Below are 16,985 nucleotides of genomic sequence, written 5' to 3'. Positions count from 1 at the left end.
AAGTAGAATGTTGGCGAACGAACGATTAAGCCATCGTCCGCAAGTCGACCTGTTCGAGCCGCTCAACCACTGCGCGGCGGACGCGGCGACGGGCGCCAGTCGGGCGGCGCCATCTCGAAGCTCTCGAACACGAAGCCCGGCGCGACGGTGCAGCCGACGAGCGTGTACTCGCCGAGGCTCGTCGCGGTCTGCCAGTGGTTCGCCGGCACCACGATCTGCGGCAGCTCGCCCATCAGGACGTTCGGGCCGAGCCGCCGCGCCGTCGCGTCGTGGCCGTTCGGCGAGACGGTCAGCATCAGCGGCGCGCCGCCATACCAGTGCCAGACCTCGACCGCGTCCGTGACCCGATGCCATTCGGATGTCGCGCCGGCCTCCAGCAGGTAGTAGATCGCCGTTGACCGTGCCCGGCCGCTCGCCTCGGTCGCCGCGTCGCGGAACGTTTCGCGGTACCAGCCGCCTTCCGGATGGGCCTGCAGTTGCAGCCGCTCGATGACGGCAAGGGCGCTTCTCGGGATCAAAACGAGTCGCGCCGCTTGCGCATGGCAGCGAAGACCTCGACCGGATCGGCCCCCTCCATCCCCATGGCCTTGGCGATGTCAGGATCGTCCGCACGCAGGAACGGGTTCGTCTTCTTCTCCTGCCCAAGCCGCACCGGCAGCGTCGGCTTGCCGGCGGCGCGCAGGTGCTCGACCTCGGTCGCCCGCTCGCGCAGGAGCAGGTTGTCCGGGTCGATGGTCAGCGCGCAGCGCGCGTTGGTCGCGGTGTACTCGTGGCCGCAATAGAGCATGGTCTCGTCCGGCAGCTCGCGCAACCGCTTGAGCGAGTCCCACAGCATCTGCGGCGTCCCCTCGAAGAGGCGGCCGCAGCCGAGCGAGAACAGGGCGTCGGCAGTGAACACCGCCTGGGCCAGCGGCATATGATAGGAAATCTCTCCGATAGTGTGGCCGGGCGTGTCGATCGTCTCGACCAGCACCTCCCCCAGGATCAGATGCTCGTCGCCGACGACGGGCCGGTCGAGGCCCGGGATCCGGTCCTGCTCGCGGCCCGGTCCGATGATCTCGGCGCCGAAGCGCGCCTTCAGGGCTTCGTTGGCCTCCACGTGATCGCCGTGATGGTGGGTCGTCAGGATGTAGTCGAGCCCCCACCCCTTCTCCTGCAGCGCCGAAAGGATCGGCGCCTCCTCCGGCGCGTCGATCGACAGGGTGGTGCCGTGCTCCCGGTCGTGCACGAGGACGCCGAAATTGTCCTTACGGCACGTGAACTGGTGGATCTCGATGCTGGACATGGTGGACAGCTCCTTCGACCGTTGCAGCCGCATCTAGAGTATTTAAGGCAAATATCGAACCCATCTGCCGGTGGGCAGCCGGTTCGAGATCGCGGCGCCGGCCAAGGTCGTGGCGGGGCTGCGGTCGGCCCATCGCTCGCGGAGCGTGCAAGGCGCCATCGGCGTGCGCGCCGGTCCAGCCCTGGTCAATCCTCCCGCTTATGATCGCCGGCAAAGCACGCTATAGGGTCGGCGTCCGAAGGACCGCCCGGGGAGCCTCGCCATTTCGACGATGAATGCCGACATCCTCGACCTGCGGGAGTTCTATGCCTCGCCGCTGGGGATCGCCGCGCAGCGCGCGGTGACGCTGGCGCTCTCGCCGGTGTGGCGGCCGGTGGCGGAGGAGCGGCTGGTCGGCCTCGGCTATGCCCTGCCCTATCTCGAGCGCTTCGGCGCCGATGCCGAGCGCACGCTGGCGCTGATGCCCGCGGCACAGGGCGCACTGGCCTGGCCCCCGGGGCGCCTGACGGCGACCGCGCTGGTGCAGGACGACGAGCTGCCGCTCGGCGATTCATCGGTCGACCGCATCCTGATGGTGCATGCGCTGGAGTTCGCCGAGAAGCCGCAGGACATGCTCCTCGAGGCCTGGCGGGTGCTGGCGCCGGGCGGCCGACTGGTGGTCGTGGTGCCCAACCGGCGCGGCGTCTGGACCCGGTTCGAACACACGCCCTTCGGTTCCGGTCGTCCATGGTCGAGGCGGCAGCTGCTCGGCCTGATGCGCGACGCCACCTTCACCCCGACCGCCTGGACCGACGCGCTCCTGTTCCCGCCGTTCCGCCGCCGCTCGCTCCTCGGCCTCGCGCCGGCGATGGAGCGCCTCGGGCGCTCGCTCTGGCCGGTCTTCTCCGGAGTCGTGATCGTCGAGGCGACCAAGCAGATCTATCGCGGCATCCCGGCCGCCAGCACCCGTCGCCGCCTCAAGGTGCCGAAGCCGGTGCTGGTGCCGCAGGGCGTGCCATCCTGAGACGAGCGGCGGGCGCGCCGGCTCGCGCAGTTGCGGCGTCCGCCGAGGGTCATGCCGCGTCCGAGAGGCTGTCCTCCCCCGGCGACAGCTCCAGATGGGCGTCGCCCCAGCGCTTCAGCGCGGTGATCACCGGCTCGAGGCTGCGGCCGCGCTCCGACAGGCCGTACTCCACCTTCGGCGGCACCTGCGCGTAGACCGTACGGGTCACCAGCCCATCCGCCTCCAGCTCGCGCAGCTGGTTGGTCAGCATGCGCGCCGTGACGTTCGGCATCAGCCGCCGGAACGCGTTGAAGCGCAGGACGTCCTGTTCCAGCAGATGGTAGAGGATCACCCCCTTCCACTTGCCGTCCACCAGCTGCAGCACGCCCTCGACCGCGCAGCCGGGAGAACAGTCGAGGCGCTTGTGGCGGACGCGGGCCATGGTGGTATCCGTTTCGATACTATGTGCGGTTGATGTGCATTCTTGCACGTATCGCGTCCATGGCGCATCTCCGCCCCAGAACGCAACACGGAGAAGCCGCCATGCGCGCCGTCGCCTACAGAGAGTCCCTGCCGATCGATCACGACGAAGCCCTCCTCGATGTCGAGTTGCCGAGGCCCGAGCCGAAGGGCCGCGACATCCTGGTCGAGGTTCAGGCCGTCTCGGTGAACCCCGTCGACACCAAGGTGCGCAAGCGCCAGGGCGCCGAGCCCGGCGAGGTCAAGGTGCTCGGCTACGATGCGGCCGGCGTGGTCGCCGCCGTCGGGCCGGACGCGACCTACTTCAAGCCCGGCGACGAGGTGTTCTATGCGGGCACCATCAACCGGTCGGGCACCAATGCACAGTTCCACCTCGTCGACGAGCGGATCGTCGGGCGCAAGCCGAAGTCGCTCGACATGGCGGCGGCTGCGGCGCTGCCGCTGACGTCGCTGACCGCCTGGGAGATGATGTTCGACCGGCTCGACGTGAAGCGCAGGGTGCCGGACGCGGCCAACGCCCTCCTGATCGTCGGCGGCGCCGGCGGAGTCGGGTCGATCGCGATCCAGCTCGCTCGCAAGCTCACCGACCTCACCGTCGTCGCGACCGCCTCGCGGCCGGAGACGATGGAGTGGGCGAAGGAGCTCGGCGCCCATCACGTGATCGACCACTCCAGGCCGATCGCGGCCGAATACGCCGCTTTGGGCGTCGGCGCTCCGGCCTGCGTCTTCGCCACCACCCACACGGTGGCGCACCAGCAGGAGATCGTCGAGCTGATCGCGCCGCAGGGCCGGCTCGGCCTGATCGACGACCCGACCGGCCTCGACGTCAACGCCCTGAAGACCAAGAGCCTGTCGCTGCACTGGGAGCTGATGTTCACCCGCTCGCTGTTCGAGACGGCGGACATGGACGCCCAGCACCAGATCCTCAACCACCTGTCCGAGATGGTCGACAAGGGCGCGATCCGCACGACGATGGCCGATGGCTTCGGCGCGATCACCGCCGCCAACCTCAAGCGCGCCCATGCCTTCATCGAGAGCGGCAAGGCGCGCGGCAAGGTGGTGCTGGCCGGCTGGCCGAAGGGCTGAGCCGCAGCCGGAGCCGGCCCAAGGCGGCGTCTGCGGACCCGCTCAGGCGCTGTCGGGGCGGCGGGCGCTGTCGTCCCGCAGCAACCGCGCCATCTCCTGCGCCGCCCGGCTTGGGCGGCGCGGCAGATGCATGACGATGGCAAAGCTCGGGAGCGCCGGCAATCCCGCCTCGACCCCAAGGACCTCGAGGTCGGGCGGAAGCGTCGAGGCGAGCCAGGCGGCTACGGCAAGATCCATGCGCACCGTTGCCGTCGTCGCTTCGATGCCGCCGCCCTCGAATACGCTCCGCCAGGACAGGCCCGCCGCATCGAGCGCATCCGCCAGTACGGGCCGGAAGGCGCAGTTTTCGGCCACCAGCGACACCGGCAGCGGCGTCCGGCGATGGGCGCCACCGCCCTTCGCTCCGGCCCATTGCAGCCGCTCCACCCGCAGGCACTCGCCAGTCACCGCGCTCGCCGGCTCCTCGACGAGCGCGAGGTCCACCTCTCCGCGCTCGCCCATCCGGCTCAACGCCGGCGAGGCGGCCGACAGCAGCGACACCTGAACCGATGGATGCAGTTCGGCATAGCGCCGGAGCAAAGGGCCGACGAGGCTCCCGACGAGGTCCGGCGGCACGCCGAGAGTGAGATGCCCCGCCAGCATCTGCCCAGACAGCACGTCGACCGTCTCGTCGTTGAGCTCGATCATCCGGCGCGCCCGCGGCAGAAGTTGCGCACCGGACGCCGTCAACTGCAGTCCCCGCCGATCCCGGTTGACGAGCGGCGCACCGACGATCACCTCCAGCCGCTTCATCTGCTGACTGACGGCCCCCTGCGTCAGATTCCGCTGCTGGGCGGCTCGCGTCATGCTGGCGCAGTCGGCCGACGCGACGAAGGTGCGGAGCAGATCGAGGTCAAGGTTCCGAGCCATGGCTTCATTATGAATGCTAATACTGAGGTGAAGCAACATTCGTTATGCTAAACCGGGTCGGCTTTGTAGAGACGATGGCTTGACGCTCGAGAGGCCTCCCTTGTCCATCCAGCCGCTTCTGCCGCTCCTCCTCTTCGCCGCCATCGCCACCCTCTCGCCCGGAGGTGCGACAACGCTTGCCACCGCTTCGGGCGCGCATTTCGGCTACCGCCGGTCGCTGCCTTTGATGACCGGCATCGCGCTCGGGCTCGGCATCCTTGCGGCGGCATCGGCGGCGGGTCTGGCGGGACTTCTGCTGGCGATCCCCGGGCTGGCGATCGCCATCAGGGCCATCGGAACGGCCTACCTTCTGTGGCTGGCCGTACGGCTGGCGCGCAGCGGTTCACCGCACGCGCGCGGTGCGGCAGCCCAGCCGACGAGCTTCGTCGGCGGCCTGTGGCTGCTCTTCAACAATCCCAAGGGCTGGGCCATGACGCTCGGCGCGGCGGCCTCGTTCGCGACGCTCGCCGACACGCCCGGACGTCTCGCCCTCATTCTCGGCCTCGTCTTCGCCAGCGCCTCGGCTCTGTCGCTGTCCCTCTGGTGCCTCGCCGGGCAGATGCTGTCCCGGCTGTTGCGCCGCGATTGGCAGTGGCGGCTCGTCAACGGCGCACTGGCTGCCCTGCTCGCCGCGTCGATCCTGCCGATGTGGCTCGACTGATCAAGGCGCGCACGACGACGTTGCCGCTCTCGCCACCCTCAAGCGCACCCACGCTTTCATCGAGAGTGACAAGGCGCGGGACAAGGCGGTGCTGGCCGGCTGGCTTGGGGCGGAGCTGCGGAGCGGCTGACACGGCCGCTCCGCTGGAAGCGGTCTCAGCCCTGCGCGGTCGGCCGGACGACGATGTCGCCGACATCGACATCGGCCGGCTGGGCGATGGCGAAGGCCACTGCCCGGGCGATGGCATCGGGACCGATGGCGATGTCGCCCATGCGCGCCTCGATGTCGGCGCGCAGGGCCTGGTCCGTCATCGAGCGCGCAAAGTCGGTCCGGACATAGCCTGGCGAGACGTTGGTCACGCGCAGGTTCGGACCGGCCTCCTGGCGCAGTCCCTCCGCGACGGCCCGCATCGCCTGCTTGGTGCCGGCATAGACGGCCATCGTCGGACGGATGGTCAGCCCGGCGGTGGACAGGATGTTGACGAACTGGCCACTGGCCTGCCGGCGGAAGACCGGCAGCGCTGCCGCGATCCCGTAGAGCGGCCCCTTCAGGTTGACGTCGATCATCGCCTCCCAGTCCTCCACGCGCAGGTCGTCGAGCGGCGAGATCGGGCCGATCCCGGCATTGCTGACGAAGACGTCGAGCCGGCCGAAGCGCTCGCAGGCCCCCGTCACCAGCCGGGCGACGTCCTCCCGCCGCGTGACGTCCATCGCGACGACGAGCGGCCGCTCGGCCGCCCCCGCGATGTCGTCCGCAAGCGTCTCGAGGCCTTCGGCCCGCCGTGCGCCGAGCACCAGCCGCGCGCCGTGCTCAGCCAGCAGCGTCGCCGTCGCGCGGCCGATGCCGCTGCTCGCGCCGGTGATGGCGATCACCTTTCCTCCGATACCCTGCATGGTTAGACCTCCCGTGTTGCGTCCGCGGTTGTTGCGCTGGACGCGGGGACGCGCCATGCTGGAAGCGCCATGTTTTCGTCGAGATCGTCCAAACCCGATGCATGATCCGCTGTCGGACGTCTTCGCGCTCCTGTCGATCAGGGCGGCGCGTGTCACCCGGCTCGAGGCGGCCGGGCGCTGGAGCTTCCGGTTTCCAGCCCGCTCGCGCCTGAAGTTCGTCGCGGTGCTGCGGGGCGCCTGCACCCTCGCCGTCGACGGCGACGGCCAGCGGGAGCTTGCGGCCGGCGACACGATCCTCCTCACCAACGCCCCGTCTTACGTGGTGGCGAACGACCCGGAGCTGGCGGCGGTCGACGGGATGACGGCCTTCGACTGGGCACGGTCGGACGTCGCACGCCATGACGGCGACGACACCATCCTCCTCGGCGGGATCTTCGAGTACGACGACATTCGGGATGCGAGCGTGCTCGGCGCGCTGCCGACGGTCGTCCACGTCCCCGCCGGCGACCTCGCCGCGCCGGTCCTGCGCGCGACGCTCGCCCTTCTCGACCGTGAACTGGCCGCCGGAGCGATCGGCTCCGGACTGATGACGCGCCGGCTCGGCGACATCCTGCTGGTGCAGGCGCTTCGCGCTCACGTCGATCGCGGGGGCGCTGAGGCGGCCGGCTGGCTCGGGGCGCTCGCCGACCGGCAGATCGGCACGGCCCCTGGGGCTGATGCACCGCGCGCCGGCGACGGCCTGGACCGTGGCGGCCTTGGCGCGCGCGAGCGGCATGTCGCGCTCGGCCTTCGCCCTCCGGTTCCGGCGCAGCGTCGGCGTGGCGCCGCTCGAGTATCTCACGCGCTGGCGGATGATGCGGGCGCGGCACGCCCTGCGCGATGCGAGCACGTCCCTCGCCGACCTCGCGGCCAGTCTCGGCTACGCCTCCGAGAGCGCCTTCGGCAATGCGTTCCGCCGCATCCACGGCTGCTCGCCGCGGCGCTATTGGCCGTCACGCCCGGCGGCCGAAGCGCCGGCCGGCGCGACGGACGGCGTCAGCCGACCTTCAGCTCGTCGTAGTTGACCATGACGTGCTCCCGGTAGGCCGGCCGGGCGGTCAGCCGCCCGTAGTACGCCTTCAGCGCCGGCAGGTCCGGCCTGTCGATCGGCAGGTCGTGATAGCGAAAGAGCATCGAGCCGAAGACGATGTCGGCTTCCGTCAGGCTTTCGCCGACGAGAAAAGCGTGGCGCGCCAAGCGGTCCTCCGCCATGCGCAGGAAGCGGGCGAGCGTCTCGACCGCAGTCGCGATCGCCGCCGTGTCCCGGTCCTTCGGCGCGGTGCGTGCGACGCGCCAGAAGATTGGCCCGGCGAAGTTGGCGAGGACGTTGAGCTTGGCCCACTCCGCCCACATGTCGATCGGGGCGCGCTCGGCGGGATCGGTCGGCCAGAAGGGCGGCTCGCCGTAGCGGCCGGCGAGGTAGCGCAGGATCGCGCAGGACTCAAAGAGCGGCGGGCCGTCGCCGTCCCTGACCACCGGCACCAGCCCGTTCGGGTTCATCGCCAGGAACTCGGGCGTGTCGTTGCCGCCATAGCGGTGGCCGACGTCGTGGCGCTCATAGGCGAGCCCGAGCTCGCCGATCGCCCACATCACCACCTGGACGTTGGACGAGGTTCTGCGTCCCCAGACCGTCAGCATGCGCGACTCCCCTCCTCGATCGTAAGTCGAGCTTAGCCGCGCGGTGCGGCCCCGGCCACTCACGAACGGCTGAGAACGAAGACCGCCTGCTCGCCGAAGAGGTTCCAGAAGGCCCATGGCATGCGCATGCCCATCTGCTGGCCGGTGGCGTCGAGCGCCGTCGCCGTTTCCACCTTCGCGCCGATCTCCTTCACCAGTCCGTCGAAGTCGCGGATGGTGCAGAAGTGGATGTTGGGCGTCTCGTACCAGCTCTGCGACAGGTTGCGCGTCACCGGCATGCGGCCGTAGAGGCCGAGCGACAGGCGGATCGACCAGTGGCCGAAATTCGGGAAGGAAACGATCGCGCGCCGCCCGATGCGCAGGAGATCCTGCAGGACGAGCTTCGGGTTGCGCGTCGCCTGGATGGTTTGCGACAGAATCACGTAGTCGAAGGCGTCGTCGGGGTAATGCACGAGGTCGCGGTCGGCGTCGCCCTGGATCACCGACAGGCCCTTGGCCACGCACTCGTTGACGCCGGCCTGGCTGAGCTCGATGCCGCGCCCGTCCACCTGCCGGCGCGTCTGCAGGATCTGCAGCAGCGATCCGTCGCCGCAGCCAACGTCGAGGACGCGGCTGCCGGGTCGAACGAGGCTCGCGATGACCTCGAAGTCGATGCGCGAGGCCGGGGCGGCAGTGACGACCGCCTCGGATGTGGCGAGCGGCGCGTCCATCAGCCGATCCCCCGCGCCCGGGCCGCCGAGGAGAGGAAGCCGCGGATCGCGCCGAAGAATTCCGGCTCCTCGAGCAGGAAGGCGTCGTGGCCGCGGTCGGTCTCGATCTCGACGAAGGACACCGAGGCGGCGGCCGCGTTGAGCGCGTGGACGACGGCGCGGCTCTCCTCGGTCGGGAACAGCCAGTCGGACGAGAAGGAGACGAGGCAGAAGCGGGTGCGGGTGTTCTTGAAGGCGTCGCCGAGCCGCCCGCCGAAGTCGCCGGCGATGTCGAAATAGTCCATCGCCCGGGTCATGTAGAGGTAGCTGTTGGCGTCGAAGCGGTCGACGAAGGTCATGCCCTGGTGCCGCAGGTAGCTCTCGATCTGGAAGTCCGCGTCGAAGCCGAAGCCGAGCACCTCCCGGTCCTGCAGGTTGCGGCCGAACTTGCGCTGCAGCGCCGCCTCCGACAGGTAGGTGATGTGCGCGGCCATGCGGGCCACCGCGAGTCCCTTGTGCGGGCGCGTCCCCTCGAGGATGTAGCGACCGGCCCGCCAGTCCGGATCGGCCATCACCGCCTGCCGGCCGACCTCGTGGAAGGCGATGTTCTGCGACGAATGACGGGCGCCGGTGGCGATCGGCAGCGCCGCGAAGACGCGCTCTGGGTAGCTCACCGCCCATTGCAGGCACTGCATCCCGCCCATCGAGCCGCCGATCACCGCGAACAGCGTGTCGATCCCGAGCCGGTCGACGAGCATCGCCTGCGCCCGCACCATGTCGCGGATCGTGAGGACCGGCAGGTCGAGGCCGTAGGGCTCGCCCGTCGCGGGGTCGATCGAGGCCGGCCCGGTCGAGCCCATGCAGCCGCCGATGACGTTGGAGCAGATGACGAAGTAGCGATCGGTATCGATCGGCTTGCCCGGCCCGATGATGGACGACCACCAGCCGTCGCGCCCGGTCACCGGGTTGGTGCTGGCGACGTGGTGGTCACCGGTCAGTGCATGGCAGACATAGATCGCGTTCGACCTGTCGGCATTCAGCGTGCCGTAGGTGTTGTAGGCGATCTGGAACGGCGACAGCTCGCGACCTGCATCGAGCCGCAGCGGCTCGTCCGGTCCGAAATGCGCGACCGGCCCCGAGGGCTCGACCGCCTCGTTGCGGGCGGTTTCGGCTTTGCGGAGCTGGCCGGCGGCTTTGATGGTCATGAGCGTGCCGATCTCCCCGCTCCGGAGCGGCGGCCGCCGGACGCGAGGGAGCTTCCCGTTGCATTCGTCCCGGCGATGAACATGATCCCGCCTCGCCTTGCAAGACCGTTACCCGCCGCGTTTTTGCAACTTCGCGGCACCGGCGCTAACACCGCCTTCCGATCATGCGTACAAGGCCGAGAACATGACAGCCGCACCGAGGGACGCCGCCGCGCGGCTTGCCGAACTCCGGGCCCAGATCGACGCGATCGACGAATCGATGCATCGCCTGTTGATGCAGCGCGCCACCGTGATCGACGAACTGATCGAGGTGAAGGGCACGGCACGCAACGGCGCCGCATTCCGCCCCGGGCGCGAGGCCGACATGATGCGCCGGATGGTGAAGCGCCATCAGGGCCACCTGCCGCTGACGGCGATCGAGCATCTGTGGCGCGAGATCATCTCCACCTTCACCGCCCTGCAGGCGCCCTTCGACGTCGTCGTCGCGCCCGGCGCGGACGTCGTCGCCGCGGTGGAGTCGGCGCGCTTCTACTTCGGCTACAGCGTGCCGATGCGCGTCTGCGCCGATGCGTCGGCGGTCGTCGACGCGCTCGGCGGCGGCGCGCAGGACCGGCTCGGGCTGGTGCCGCTCGGCGATGCCGAAGCTTCGTGGTGGGACGCGCTCGACACGGTTCAGATCATGGCCCGCCTGCCGTTCTTCCGCGCCGACAACCGCGCGGCCGGGCTCGATGCGGTGGTGCTCTCGCCGCCGCTTGCCGATCCCGGCGCGAACGAGGTGTCCTGCTTCGTCGTGCGGACGCGCGATGGGAGCGCGTCGACCGGCGATGCTGTCGAGGTTCTGGCCTCCGCCGAACGCGACGGCATCACCAGCCGGCTCGTCGCCTGCACCGGGGCGCGTGCGGCGGTGGAGGCCGCCTTCCCCGCCGCCCTCGACATCCGCCCTGTGGGCGGCTATGCGGCTCCGTTGCAGATCCCGGCCTGACCCCCCGGGCCCTCGACTCCACAGTTCGTCCTGTCTTCGGCAAGGATCCTCCGTCATGTCGCGCGAGACCGAGCGCCCCGTCCCCAATCCCGGCGTGATGGACATCGAGGCCTACGTGCCCGGCCGCGACAAGGCCGCGCCCGGCGTGAAGCTGCACAAGCTTTCCTCCAACGAGACGCCGCTCGGCCCCTCGCCCGACGTCCGCGCCGCCGTCGAGGCCGCGACCGCCAGCCTCGAGCTCTATCCGGACGGCCAGGCCAACGCGCTGAGGCAGGCGATCGCCGAGACCTACGCGCTGAACCCGAAGAACATCCTGTGCGGCAACGGCTCGGACGAGCTGCTCGGCCTCGTGACCGCGGTCTACCTGCAGCCTGGCGATGAGGCGATCCACACCGAGCACGGCTTTCTCGTCTACAACATTCAGATCAAGGCGCGCGGCGCGACTCCTGTGGTGGTGAAGGAGCGCGACGCACGCGCCGACGTCGACGCGATCCTCGCCGCCGTGACGGCGAAGACGAGGCTCGTCTTCCTCGCCAACCCGAACAACCCGACCGGCACGTACCTCCCCTTCGACGAGGTGCGCCGGCTGCAGGCCGGCCTGCCGAAGCGCGTGCTGCTGGTGCTCGACGCGGCCTATGCCGAATATGTCCGGCGCAACGACTACGAGTCCGGCATCGAACTCGTCGGCTCGGCCGAGAACGTCGTGATGACCCGCACCTTCTCCAAGGTGCACGGGCTCGCGGCGCTGCGCATCGGCTGGATGTATGCGCCGGAGGCGGTGGTGCAGGCGCTCGACCGGGTGCGCGGGCCGTTCAACCTCAACGCCATCGCCATTGCGGCCGGCGCCGCCGCGATCCGCGACCGGGCGCATGTCGACCGGGCGGTCGCGCACAATCTCCAGTGGCGCGAGTGGCTGACCGCCGAGTTCGAAGCCCTTGGCTTGGGCGTCACGCCGAGCGTCGGCAACTTCGTGCTGATCCACTTCCCGGACACTGCCGGCAGGACGGCTGCCGACGCCGATACGTATCTCGCAGAACGCGGCTACGTGCTGCGACGCGTCTCCGGCTACGGATTCCCGAACGCCCTGCGCATAACGGTCGGCAGCGAGGAGGCCAACCGCGGCGTCGTCGCCGCGCTCGCCACCTTCCTCGGCGGCCCGACATGACCGTAGAGCCCCTGTTCCAGCGCGTCGCGCTGATCGGCATCGGCCTCATCGGCTCGTCCATTGCCCACAACATCCGTCGGCATGGGCTTGCCGGCCACGTCGCGGTCTCGACCCGCCGCGCCGAAACGCTCGCAAGGGCGCAAGAGCTGAAGCTCGGCGACAGCTATCACCTGGACCCGCACGACGCCGTGCGGGACGCCGATCTCGTGATCCTCTCGGTGCCGGTCGGCGCCTCGGGCGCCGTCGCCGAGGCCATCGCCCCGGCGCTCAAGGCCGGCACCATCGTCTCCGACGTCGGCTCGACCAAGGGTTCGGTCATCGCCCAGATGCAGCCGCACATGCCCGAGCACGTCCACTTCGTGCCGGCGCACCCGATCGCGGGCACCGAGAACTCCGGCCCGGACGCGGGTTTCGTCGAGCTCTTCCAGAACCGCTGGACCATCCTGACGCCGGTCGAGGGCAGCGATCCCGAGGCGGTCGCCCGCCTGCAGCGCTTCTGGGAAGGCTGCGGCGCGATGGTCGAGGTGATGACCGCCGAGCACCACGATCTCGTGCTCGCCATCGTCAGCCACGTGCCGCACCTCATCGCCTACAACATCGTCGGCACCGCCGCCGACCTGGAGACTGTCACGCAGTCCGAGGTGATCAAGTTCTCGGCCTCGGGCTTTCGCGACTTCACCCGCATCGCCGCCTCCGACCCGACGATGTGGCGCGACGTGTTCCTCAACAATCGCGATGCCGTGCTCGAAATGCTTGCCCGCTTCTCGGAGGATCTCGCCTCGCTGCAGCGGGCGATCCGCTGGGGCGACGGCGACGCGCTGTTCGACCTCTTCACCCGCACCCGCGCCATCCGCCGCGGCATCGTCGAGGCTGGTCAGGACACGGCCAAGCCGAATTTCGGACGCGAACTCGGAAGCGCCGAGGGCAAGAACTGAGGCGGTCGGCCGTAAGGTCGGAGTAGTGCCGGGGCGCCCGGCGCGAGGCGACGCACCGCCCGCGACCCGGTCTCCGGCGGGTGCTGCTCCGATGAGCCGGCTGCAGGCAAGGCGGCGGCGCACGTCAGGCGTTGTCGAACAGCGTCCAGCGGCGTGGCCTGACGGCGATGCGATCGCCCGGGCGGACGGCACTGCCGTCGTGCGGCAGTTCGATCTCGATCGGAACGCCGTCGAGGTCGACCGTACAGAACCGCGAACCGCCCGTCCGGCGAGCCACGACGATCCGCCCGGCGAGGCCCCCCTCCCCCTCGGGCAACATGTCGAAGTCGTGCGGGCGCACGTACATGCGCCGTGGCCCGTCCGGCTCCGCAGCCGCTCCCAGCACCGTGCCGCCGAACAGCGCGGATCCGCCGCGGATCTCGACCGGCAGGACGTTCGACTGCCCGATGAACGAGAACACGAACGGACTCGCCGGCCGGTCATAGACGTCATCCGCAGTCCCGACCTGCTCGATCCGTCCCTGGCTCATCACCACGACACGGTCGGCGAGCTCCAGCGCCTCCTCCTGATCGTGCGTCACGAAGACCGTGGTGTGACCCGTCTGGTCATGCAGGTCGCGAAGCCAGCGGCGAAGATCCTTGCGCACCTTGGCGTCGAGCGCGCCGAAGGGTTCGTCCAGCAGCAGCACCGCCGGTTCGATGGCGAGCGCGCGGGCGAGGGCGACGCGCTGGCGTTGGCCGCCCGACAGCTGGCGCGGAAAGCGGTTCTCCAGCCCCGGGAGCTGGACGAGGTCGAGGAGCTCGAGCACCCTGCGCCGGACCTCCTTTGGCGACGGGCGCGTCGCTTTCGGGCGCACCGTCAGCCCGAAGCCGATATTGTCGGCGACCGTCATGTGCCGGAACAGGGCGTAGTGCTGGAACACGAACCCGACGTTCCGCTCGCGCACGCTGCGCGCCGAAGCGTCCTCGGCGCCGAAGAAGATCTGTCCCTCGCTCGGAAACTCCAGACCGGCAATCAGCCGCAGCAGCGTCGTCTTGCCGGAGCCGGAAGGGCCGAGGAGTGCGATCAGCTCTCCCGAGCGGATGTCGAGCGAGACGTCGTGAAGCGCCGGAAAGCGATCGAAGTCCTTGCGCACGTTGCGGACGGAGATTTCCATGAGATGTCAGTGTCCGGGCTGCGAAGACGACATCTCGTCGCCGTAGCGCCATTCGAGGAAGGTCTTGAGCGCGAGCGTCAGCAGCGCCAGCAGCGCGAGCAGCGAGGCGACCGCGAAGGCGGCCGACAGCGGGAACTCGTTGGACAGGATCTCGACCTGCAGCGGCATCGTGTTGGTCTCGCCCCGGATGCGGCCCGAGACGACGGCGACCGCCCCGAACTCTCCCATCGCGCGGGCGTTGCAGAGCAGCACGCCGTAGAGCAGACCCCACTTCACGTTCGGCAGCGTCACGCGGCGGAACGTCTGCCAGCCGGAGGCACCCAGCGAGACCGCGGCCTCCTCGTCGCCAGTGCCCTGCTCCTGCATCAGCGGGATCAGCTCGCGCGCCACGAAGGGAAAGGTCACGAAGATGGTCGCGAGCACGATGCCGGGCAGCGCGAAGATGACGGTGATTCCATGGCTCTGGAGCCAGGCGCCGAGCACGCCGCTCGAGCCGAAGAGGAGCACGTAGACGAGCCCGGCGATCACCGGCGAGACGGAGAACGGCAGGTCGATCAGCGTGACGAAGAGACTCCTGCCGCGGAACTCGTGCTTGGCGACCGCCCAGGCCGCAGCGATCCCGAAGACGACGTTGCACGGGACCGCGAGCGCCGCGACGAGGAGGGTCATGCGGATGGCGGCAAGCGTATCCGGTTCGAGAATCGATGCCAGATAGCCGTCGAGGCCGTCGCGCAGGGCCTCCGTGAAGACCGCCGCCAGGGGCAGGAAGAGAAACAGCGCGAGATACGCGAGGCCGACCGCGAGGAGCAGCGCCCGCGTCAGCGGCGTCTCCGTCGTGACCGGACGGGGTCGCCGCGCCGCGGGAGCGGCCGCGCCCCTGTCGGCAACGGCGGTGGTGTCCGTCTCAGCTGCCATAACCGAACCTCCGCCGGCTCCAGGCCTGGACGAGATTGACGAACAGGAGCATCGCGAACGAGATCAGAAGCATCAGCGTCGCGATCGCCGTCGCAGCCGGGTAGTTGAACTCCTCGAGCCGGAAGACGATCAGAAGCGGCACGATCTCCGACACGTAGGGCTGGTTGCCGGCGACGAAGATCACCGAGCCGTATTCGCCGATCGCCCGCGCGAACGCCAGCGCATAGCCGGTCAGCATCGCCGGGACGAGCGACGGCAGCACGACGCGCACCACCGTCTGGAGACGCGTCGCGCCGAGCGTGGCCGCGGCCTCCTCGACCTCGCGGTCGATCTCCTCGATCACCGGCTGGACGGTGCGCACCATGAAAGGCAGCGAGACGAACAGCAGCGCCACGCCGACTCCGAGCGGCGTGTAGGCGATGCGGATGCCGAGCGGCGCGAAGAGCTGGCCGATCCAGCCGTTGCGGCTGTAGAGCGCCGCCAGCGTCAGGCCCGCGACCGCCGTCGGCAGCGCGAAGGGCAGGTCGATCGCGGCGTCCAAGAGGCGCCGGCCTGGAAACCGGTACCGGACGAGGATCCAGGCGAGGAGAACGCCGAACACGGCGTTGATCGTGGCGGCCGCGAAGGACGCGCCGAAGGTCAGGCGCAGCGCGGCGAGCGTACGCGGGTCGAGTGCCGTCTGCACGAAGCCCGACCAGCCGACGCCTGTGGCGCGCAGCAGGAGAACGCCCAGCGGGACGAGCACCACGAGCGCGAGATAGGTGACGGCGAACCCGAACGTCAGTCCGAAACCCGGGACGACGCTCGGCTTGTGGAACCAGGCGCGTTGGCCCGAAGCCCCCGCCGACGGTGGGTGCGGACCGCGCGATCGCCTCGCGCGGCCACCGTTCGCAGCGCTGCTCAATGCGATGGCTTGAAGATCTGATCGAAGACGCCGCCGTCGCCGAAGTGCTTCGGCTGCGCCGTCTCCCAGCCGCCGAACAGCGGATCGCGGATGGTCACGAGGTCGAGCTTGGCGAAGCGCGCGAGGTCCTCGGGGTCGGCGTTCTCGGGCTTCGTCGGGCGGTAGAAGTTCTTCGCCGCGAGCTTCTGCCCTTCCGGCGCGTAGAGATACTGCAGATAGGCCTCCGCCACCTGCCGCGTGCCCTTCGCCTCGACGGTCCGGTCGACCACCGCCACCGGCGGTTCAGCCACGATGGACAGCGAGGGAGCGACGATGTCGAATTCGTCGTCGCCGAGTTCCTGCTGCGTCAGCAGCGCCTCGTTCTCCCAAGCCAGAAGCACGTCGCCGATGCCGCGCTCGGCGAAGGTGGTGGTGGCGCCGCGGGCCCCCGAATCCAGCACCGGCACGTGGCGGAAGAGCTCGGCCATGTAGGCTGTCGTCTTCGCCTCGTCGCCACCGTTCTGCCGCGACGCCCAGGCCCAGGCTGCGAGATAATTCCAGCGGGCGCCGCCGGAGGTCTTCGGGTTCGGCGTGATCACCTCGACGCCGTCCTTCACCAGATCGCCCCAGTCGTGGATGCCCTTCGGATTGCCCTTGCGCACCAGGAACACGATCGTGGACGTGTAGGGCGCGGCGTCGTTCGGCAGGCGGCTGCGCCAATCCGGCTTGATCGCGCCGCTTTTGGCGATGGCGTCGATGTCGGCCTGCAGCGCCAGGGTCACGACGTCCGCGTCCAGCCCCTCGATCACGGCGCGGGCCTGCGACCCGGAGCCGCCGTGCGACTGGCGGATGGTGACGCTGTCGCCGGTTTCCTCTTTCCAATGCTTCGCGAAGGCCTGGTTGAACGCCTTGTAGAACTCGCGGGTCGGATCATAGGACACGTTGAGGATGGTTTGATCCGCCGCCAGCACCGGCCCGCCAAGGCCCAGCGAGAGCACAATCGCGGCGAGCAGTCTCGTTCCCGGTCTTTTCATGTTCGCTCC

18 protein-coding genes and 1 pseudogene are annotated in these 16,985 nt (G+C 69.6%); 7 read left to right on the top strand and 12 right to left on the bottom strand.

Annotated elements, in window-relative coordinates:
- Positions 1–62 precede the first annotated feature (62 nt).
- Together NPA30_RS16905 and gloB are read right to left on the bottom strand one after the other, a co-directional pair.
- A complete protein-coding gene (locus tag NPA30_RS16905) occupies positions 63–518 on the bottom strand; it encodes a cupin domain-containing protein (RefSeq protein WP_306228969.1) in 456 nt (151 codons plus the stop codon).
- Positions 515–1,285 (bottom strand): hydroxyacylglutathione hydrolase, encoded by a 771-nt coding sequence (gene gloB, locus NPA30_RS16900; RefSeq protein ID WP_256803950.1) that lies wholly within the window; start codon positions 1,283–1,285, stop codon positions 515–517. Before gloB ends, NPA30_RS16905 begins: the two co-directional genes overlap by 4 nt.
- Positions 1,286–1,556: 271 nt before the next feature.
- Here gloB and NPA30_RS16895 point away from each other — a divergent pair, with 271 nt between their 5' ends.
- Positions 1,557–2,288: a class I SAM-dependent methyltransferase gene (locus NPA30_RS16895; protein WP_256803949.1), complete on the top strand. Its 732-nt coding sequence runs from the start codon at positions 1,557–1,559 to the stop codon at positions 2,286–2,288.
- A 49-nt stretch (positions 2,289–2,337) separates the two neighbouring features.
- Here the strand turns inward: NPA30_RS16895 and NPA30_RS16890 are convergent, their stop codons facing one another.
- Positions 2,338–2,709: a winged helix-turn-helix transcriptional regulator gene (locus NPA30_RS16890; protein WP_256803948.1), complete on the bottom strand. Its 372-nt coding sequence runs from the start codon at positions 2,707–2,709 to the stop codon at positions 2,338–2,340.
- 101 nt (positions 2,710–2,810) lie between these two features.
- Here NPA30_RS16890 and NPA30_RS16885 point away from each other — a divergent pair, with 101 nt between their 5' ends.
- Positions 2,811–3,833 carry a zinc-binding alcohol dehydrogenase family protein gene (locus tag NPA30_RS16885; protein WP_256803947.1) on the top strand — a complete coding sequence of 341 codons (1,023 nt, stop codon included), beginning with the start codon at positions 2,811–2,813 and terminating at the stop codon, positions 3,831–3,833.
- A gap of 42 nt (positions 3,834–3,875) precedes the next feature.
- On the opposite strand, the gene NPA30_RS16880 is transcribed toward NPA30_RS16885, so the two are convergent.
- Entirely contained in the window at positions 3,876–4,742 is an 867-nt protein-coding gene (locus tag NPA30_RS16880; protein WP_256803946.1) for a LysR family transcriptional regulator, read from the bottom strand.
- A gap of 100 nt (positions 4,743–4,842) precedes the next feature.
- Between NPA30_RS16880 and NPA30_RS16875 the strand changes: the two genes are divergently transcribed.
- Positions 4,843–5,442 (top strand): LysE family translocator, encoded by a 600-nt coding sequence (locus NPA30_RS16875; protein ID WP_256803945.1) that lies wholly within the window; start codon positions 4,843–4,845, stop codon positions 5,440–5,442.
- A 155-nt stretch (positions 5,443–5,597) separates the two neighbouring features.
- Here NPA30_RS16875 and NPA30_RS16870 read toward each other — a convergent pair whose 3' ends face one another.
- Positions 5,598–6,335 (bottom strand): SDR family oxidoreductase, encoded by a 738-nt coding sequence (locus NPA30_RS16870; RefSeq protein WP_256803944.1) that lies wholly within the window; start codon positions 6,333–6,335, stop codon positions 5,598–5,600.
- 97 nt (positions 6,336–6,432) lie between these two features.
- Here NPA30_RS16870 and NPA30_RS19690 point away from each other — a divergent pair.
- A pseudogene (locus tag NPA30_RS19690) lies at positions 6,433–7,399 on the top strand (AraC family transcriptional regulator).
- Here the strand turns inward: NPA30_RS19690 and NPA30_RS16855 are convergent.
- Genes NPA30_RS16855 through metX form a run of 3 tightly spaced genes read right to left on the bottom strand, consistent with a single transcriptional unit; the run spans position 7,371 to position 9,906 of the window.
- Positions 7,371–8,012 (bottom strand): glutathione S-transferase family protein, encoded by a 642-nt coding sequence (locus NPA30_RS16855; protein WP_256803943.1) that lies wholly within the window; start codon positions 8,010–8,012, stop codon positions 7,371–7,373. The pseudogene NPA30_RS19690 and the gene NPA30_RS16855 sit on opposite strands and share 29 nt — an antisense overlap.
- Positions 8,013–8,071: 59 nt before the next feature.
- Positions 8,072–8,722: a methionine biosynthesis protein MetW gene (gene metW / locus NPA30_RS16850; RefSeq protein ID WP_256803942.1), complete on the bottom strand. Its 651-nt coding sequence runs from the start codon at positions 8,720–8,722 to the stop codon at positions 8,072–8,074.
- Complete coding sequence (gene metX / locus NPA30_RS16845) at positions 8,722–9,906, bottom strand: homoserine O-acetyltransferase MetX (RefSeq protein WP_256803941.1); 1,185 nt, start codon at positions 9,904–9,906, stop codon at positions 8,722–8,724. The genes metW and metX overlap by 1 nt, the downstream gene beginning before the upstream one ends.
- 184 nt (positions 9,907–10,090) lie before the next feature.
- Here metX and pheA point away from each other — a divergent pair, with 184 nt between their 5' ends.
- From pheA to NPA30_RS16830, 3 genes are read left to right on the top strand one after another with little or no spacing between them, the layout of a single operon-like run.
- On the top strand, positions 10,091–10,888 hold the full coding sequence (gene pheA, locus NPA30_RS16840) for a chorismate mutase (protein WP_256803940.1): 798 nt from the start codon (positions 10,091–10,093) through the stop codon (positions 10,886–10,888).
- A 55-nt stretch (positions 10,889–10,943) separates the two neighbouring features.
- Positions 10,944–12,053, top strand: coding sequence for a histidinol-phosphate transaminase (gene hisC / locus NPA30_RS16835; RefSeq protein WP_256803939.1), 1,110 nt, complete (start codon positions 10,944–10,946; stop codon positions 12,051–12,053).
- Positions 12,050–12,988: a prephenate/arogenate dehydrogenase family protein gene (locus NPA30_RS16830; protein ID WP_256803938.1), complete on the top strand. Its 939-nt coding sequence runs from the start codon at positions 12,050–12,052 to the stop codon at positions 12,986–12,988. Before hisC ends, NPA30_RS16830 begins: the two co-directional genes overlap by 4 nt.
- Positions 12,989–13,112: 124 nt before the next feature.
- Here the strand turns inward: NPA30_RS16830 and NPA30_RS16825 are convergent, their stop codons facing one another.
- The 4 genes from NPA30_RS16825 to NPA30_RS16810 are packed head-to-tail and all read right to left on the bottom strand — an operon-like array spanning position 13,113 to position 16,976.
- The gene (locus NPA30_RS16825; protein ID WP_256803937.1) at positions 13,113–14,144 is read right to left on the bottom strand and encodes a sulfate/molybdate ABC transporter ATP-binding protein; all 1,032 of its coding nucleotides are present in this window, start codon (positions 14,142–14,144) and stop codon (positions 13,113–13,115) included.
- 6 nt (positions 14,145–14,150) lie between these two features.
- Entirely contained in the window at positions 14,151–15,059 is a 909-nt protein-coding gene (gene cysW, locus NPA30_RS16820; RefSeq protein ID WP_256803936.1) for a sulfate ABC transporter permease subunit CysW, read from the bottom strand.
- On the bottom strand, positions 15,049–15,963 hold the full coding sequence (gene cysT / locus NPA30_RS16815; RefSeq protein ID WP_256803935.1) for a sulfate ABC transporter permease subunit CysT: 915 nt from the start codon (positions 15,961–15,963) through the stop codon (positions 15,049–15,051). The genes cysW and cysT overlap by 11 nt, the downstream gene beginning before the upstream one ends.
- Entirely contained in the window at positions 15,960–16,976 is a 1,017-nt protein-coding gene (locus NPA30_RS16810; protein WP_256803934.1) for a sulfate ABC transporter substrate-binding protein, read from the bottom strand. The genes cysT and NPA30_RS16810 overlap by 4 nt, the downstream gene beginning before the upstream one ends.
- Between the last annotated feature and the right edge of the window lie 9 nt (positions 16,977–16,985).

This window comes from Mangrovibrevibacter kandeliae, assembly GCF_024519155.1.
GTDB lineage: Bacteria > Pseudomonadota > Alphaproteobacteria > Rhizobiales > Rhizobiaceae > Mangrovibrevibacter > Mangrovibrevibacter kandeliae.
Note: the sequence above shows the minus strand (reverse complement) of the source record. Positions and strands in the feature narration are given on the sequence as shown.

Excerpts from the sequence above, each read along its gene's own strand:
- gloB (WP_256803950.1), bottom strand. The coding sequence starts at position 1,285 with ATGTCCAGCATCGAGATCCACCAGTTCACGTGCCGTAAGGACAATTTC.
- pheA (WP_256803940.1), top strand. The coding sequence starts at position 10,091 with ATGACAGCCGCACCGAGGGACGCCGCCGCGCGGCTTGCCGAACTCCGG.
- metW (WP_256803942.1), bottom strand. The coding sequence starts at position 8,722 with ATGGACGCGCCGCTCGCCACATCCGAGGCGGTCGTCACTGCCGCCCCG.
- hisC (WP_256803939.1), top strand. The coding sequence starts at position 10,944 with ATGTCGCGCGAGACCGAGCGCCCCGTCCCCAATCCCGGCGTGATGGAC.
- NPA30_RS16830 (WP_256803938.1), top strand. The coding sequence starts at position 12,050 with ATGACCGTAGAGCCCCTGTTCCAGCGCGTCGCGCTGATCGGCATCGGC.
- NPA30_RS16870 (WP_256803944.1), bottom strand. The coding sequence starts at position 6,335 with ATGCAGGGTATCGGAGGAAAGGTGATCGCCATCACCGGCGCGAGCAGC.
- NPA30_RS16890 (WP_256803948.1), bottom strand. The coding sequence starts at position 2,709 with ATGGCCCGCGTCCGCCACAAGCGCCTCGACTGTTCTCCCGGCTGCGCG.
- NPA30_RS16810 (WP_256803934.1), bottom strand. The coding sequence starts at position 16,976 with ATGAAAAGACCGGGAACGAGACTGCTCGCCGCGATTGTGCTCTCGCTG.
- metX (WP_256803941.1), bottom strand. The coding sequence starts at position 9,906 with ATGACCATCAAAGCCGCCGGCCAGCTCCGCAAAGCCGAAACCGCCCGC.
- NPA30_RS16885 (WP_256803947.1), top strand. The coding sequence starts at position 2,811 with ATGCGCGCCGTCGCCTACAGAGAGTCCCTGCCGATCGATCACGACGAA.
- NPA30_RS16880 (WP_256803946.1), bottom strand. The coding sequence starts at position 4,742 with ATGGCTCGGAACCTTGACCTCGATCTGCTCCGCACCTTCGTCGCGTCG.
- NPA30_RS16825 (WP_256803937.1), bottom strand. The coding sequence starts at position 14,144 with ATGGAAATCTCCGTCCGCAACGTGCGCAAGGACTTCGATCGCTTTCCG.
- NPA30_RS16895 (WP_256803949.1), top strand. The coding sequence starts at position 1,557 with ATGAATGCCGACATCCTCGACCTGCGGGAGTTCTATGCCTCGCCGCTG.
- cysW (WP_256803936.1), bottom strand. The coding sequence starts at position 15,059 with ATGGCAGCTGAGACGGACACCACCGCCGTTGCCGACAGGGGCGCGGCC.
- NPA30_RS16855 (WP_256803943.1), bottom strand. The coding sequence starts at position 8,012 with ATGCTGACGGTCTGGGGACGCAGAACCTCGTCCAACGTCCAGGTGGTG.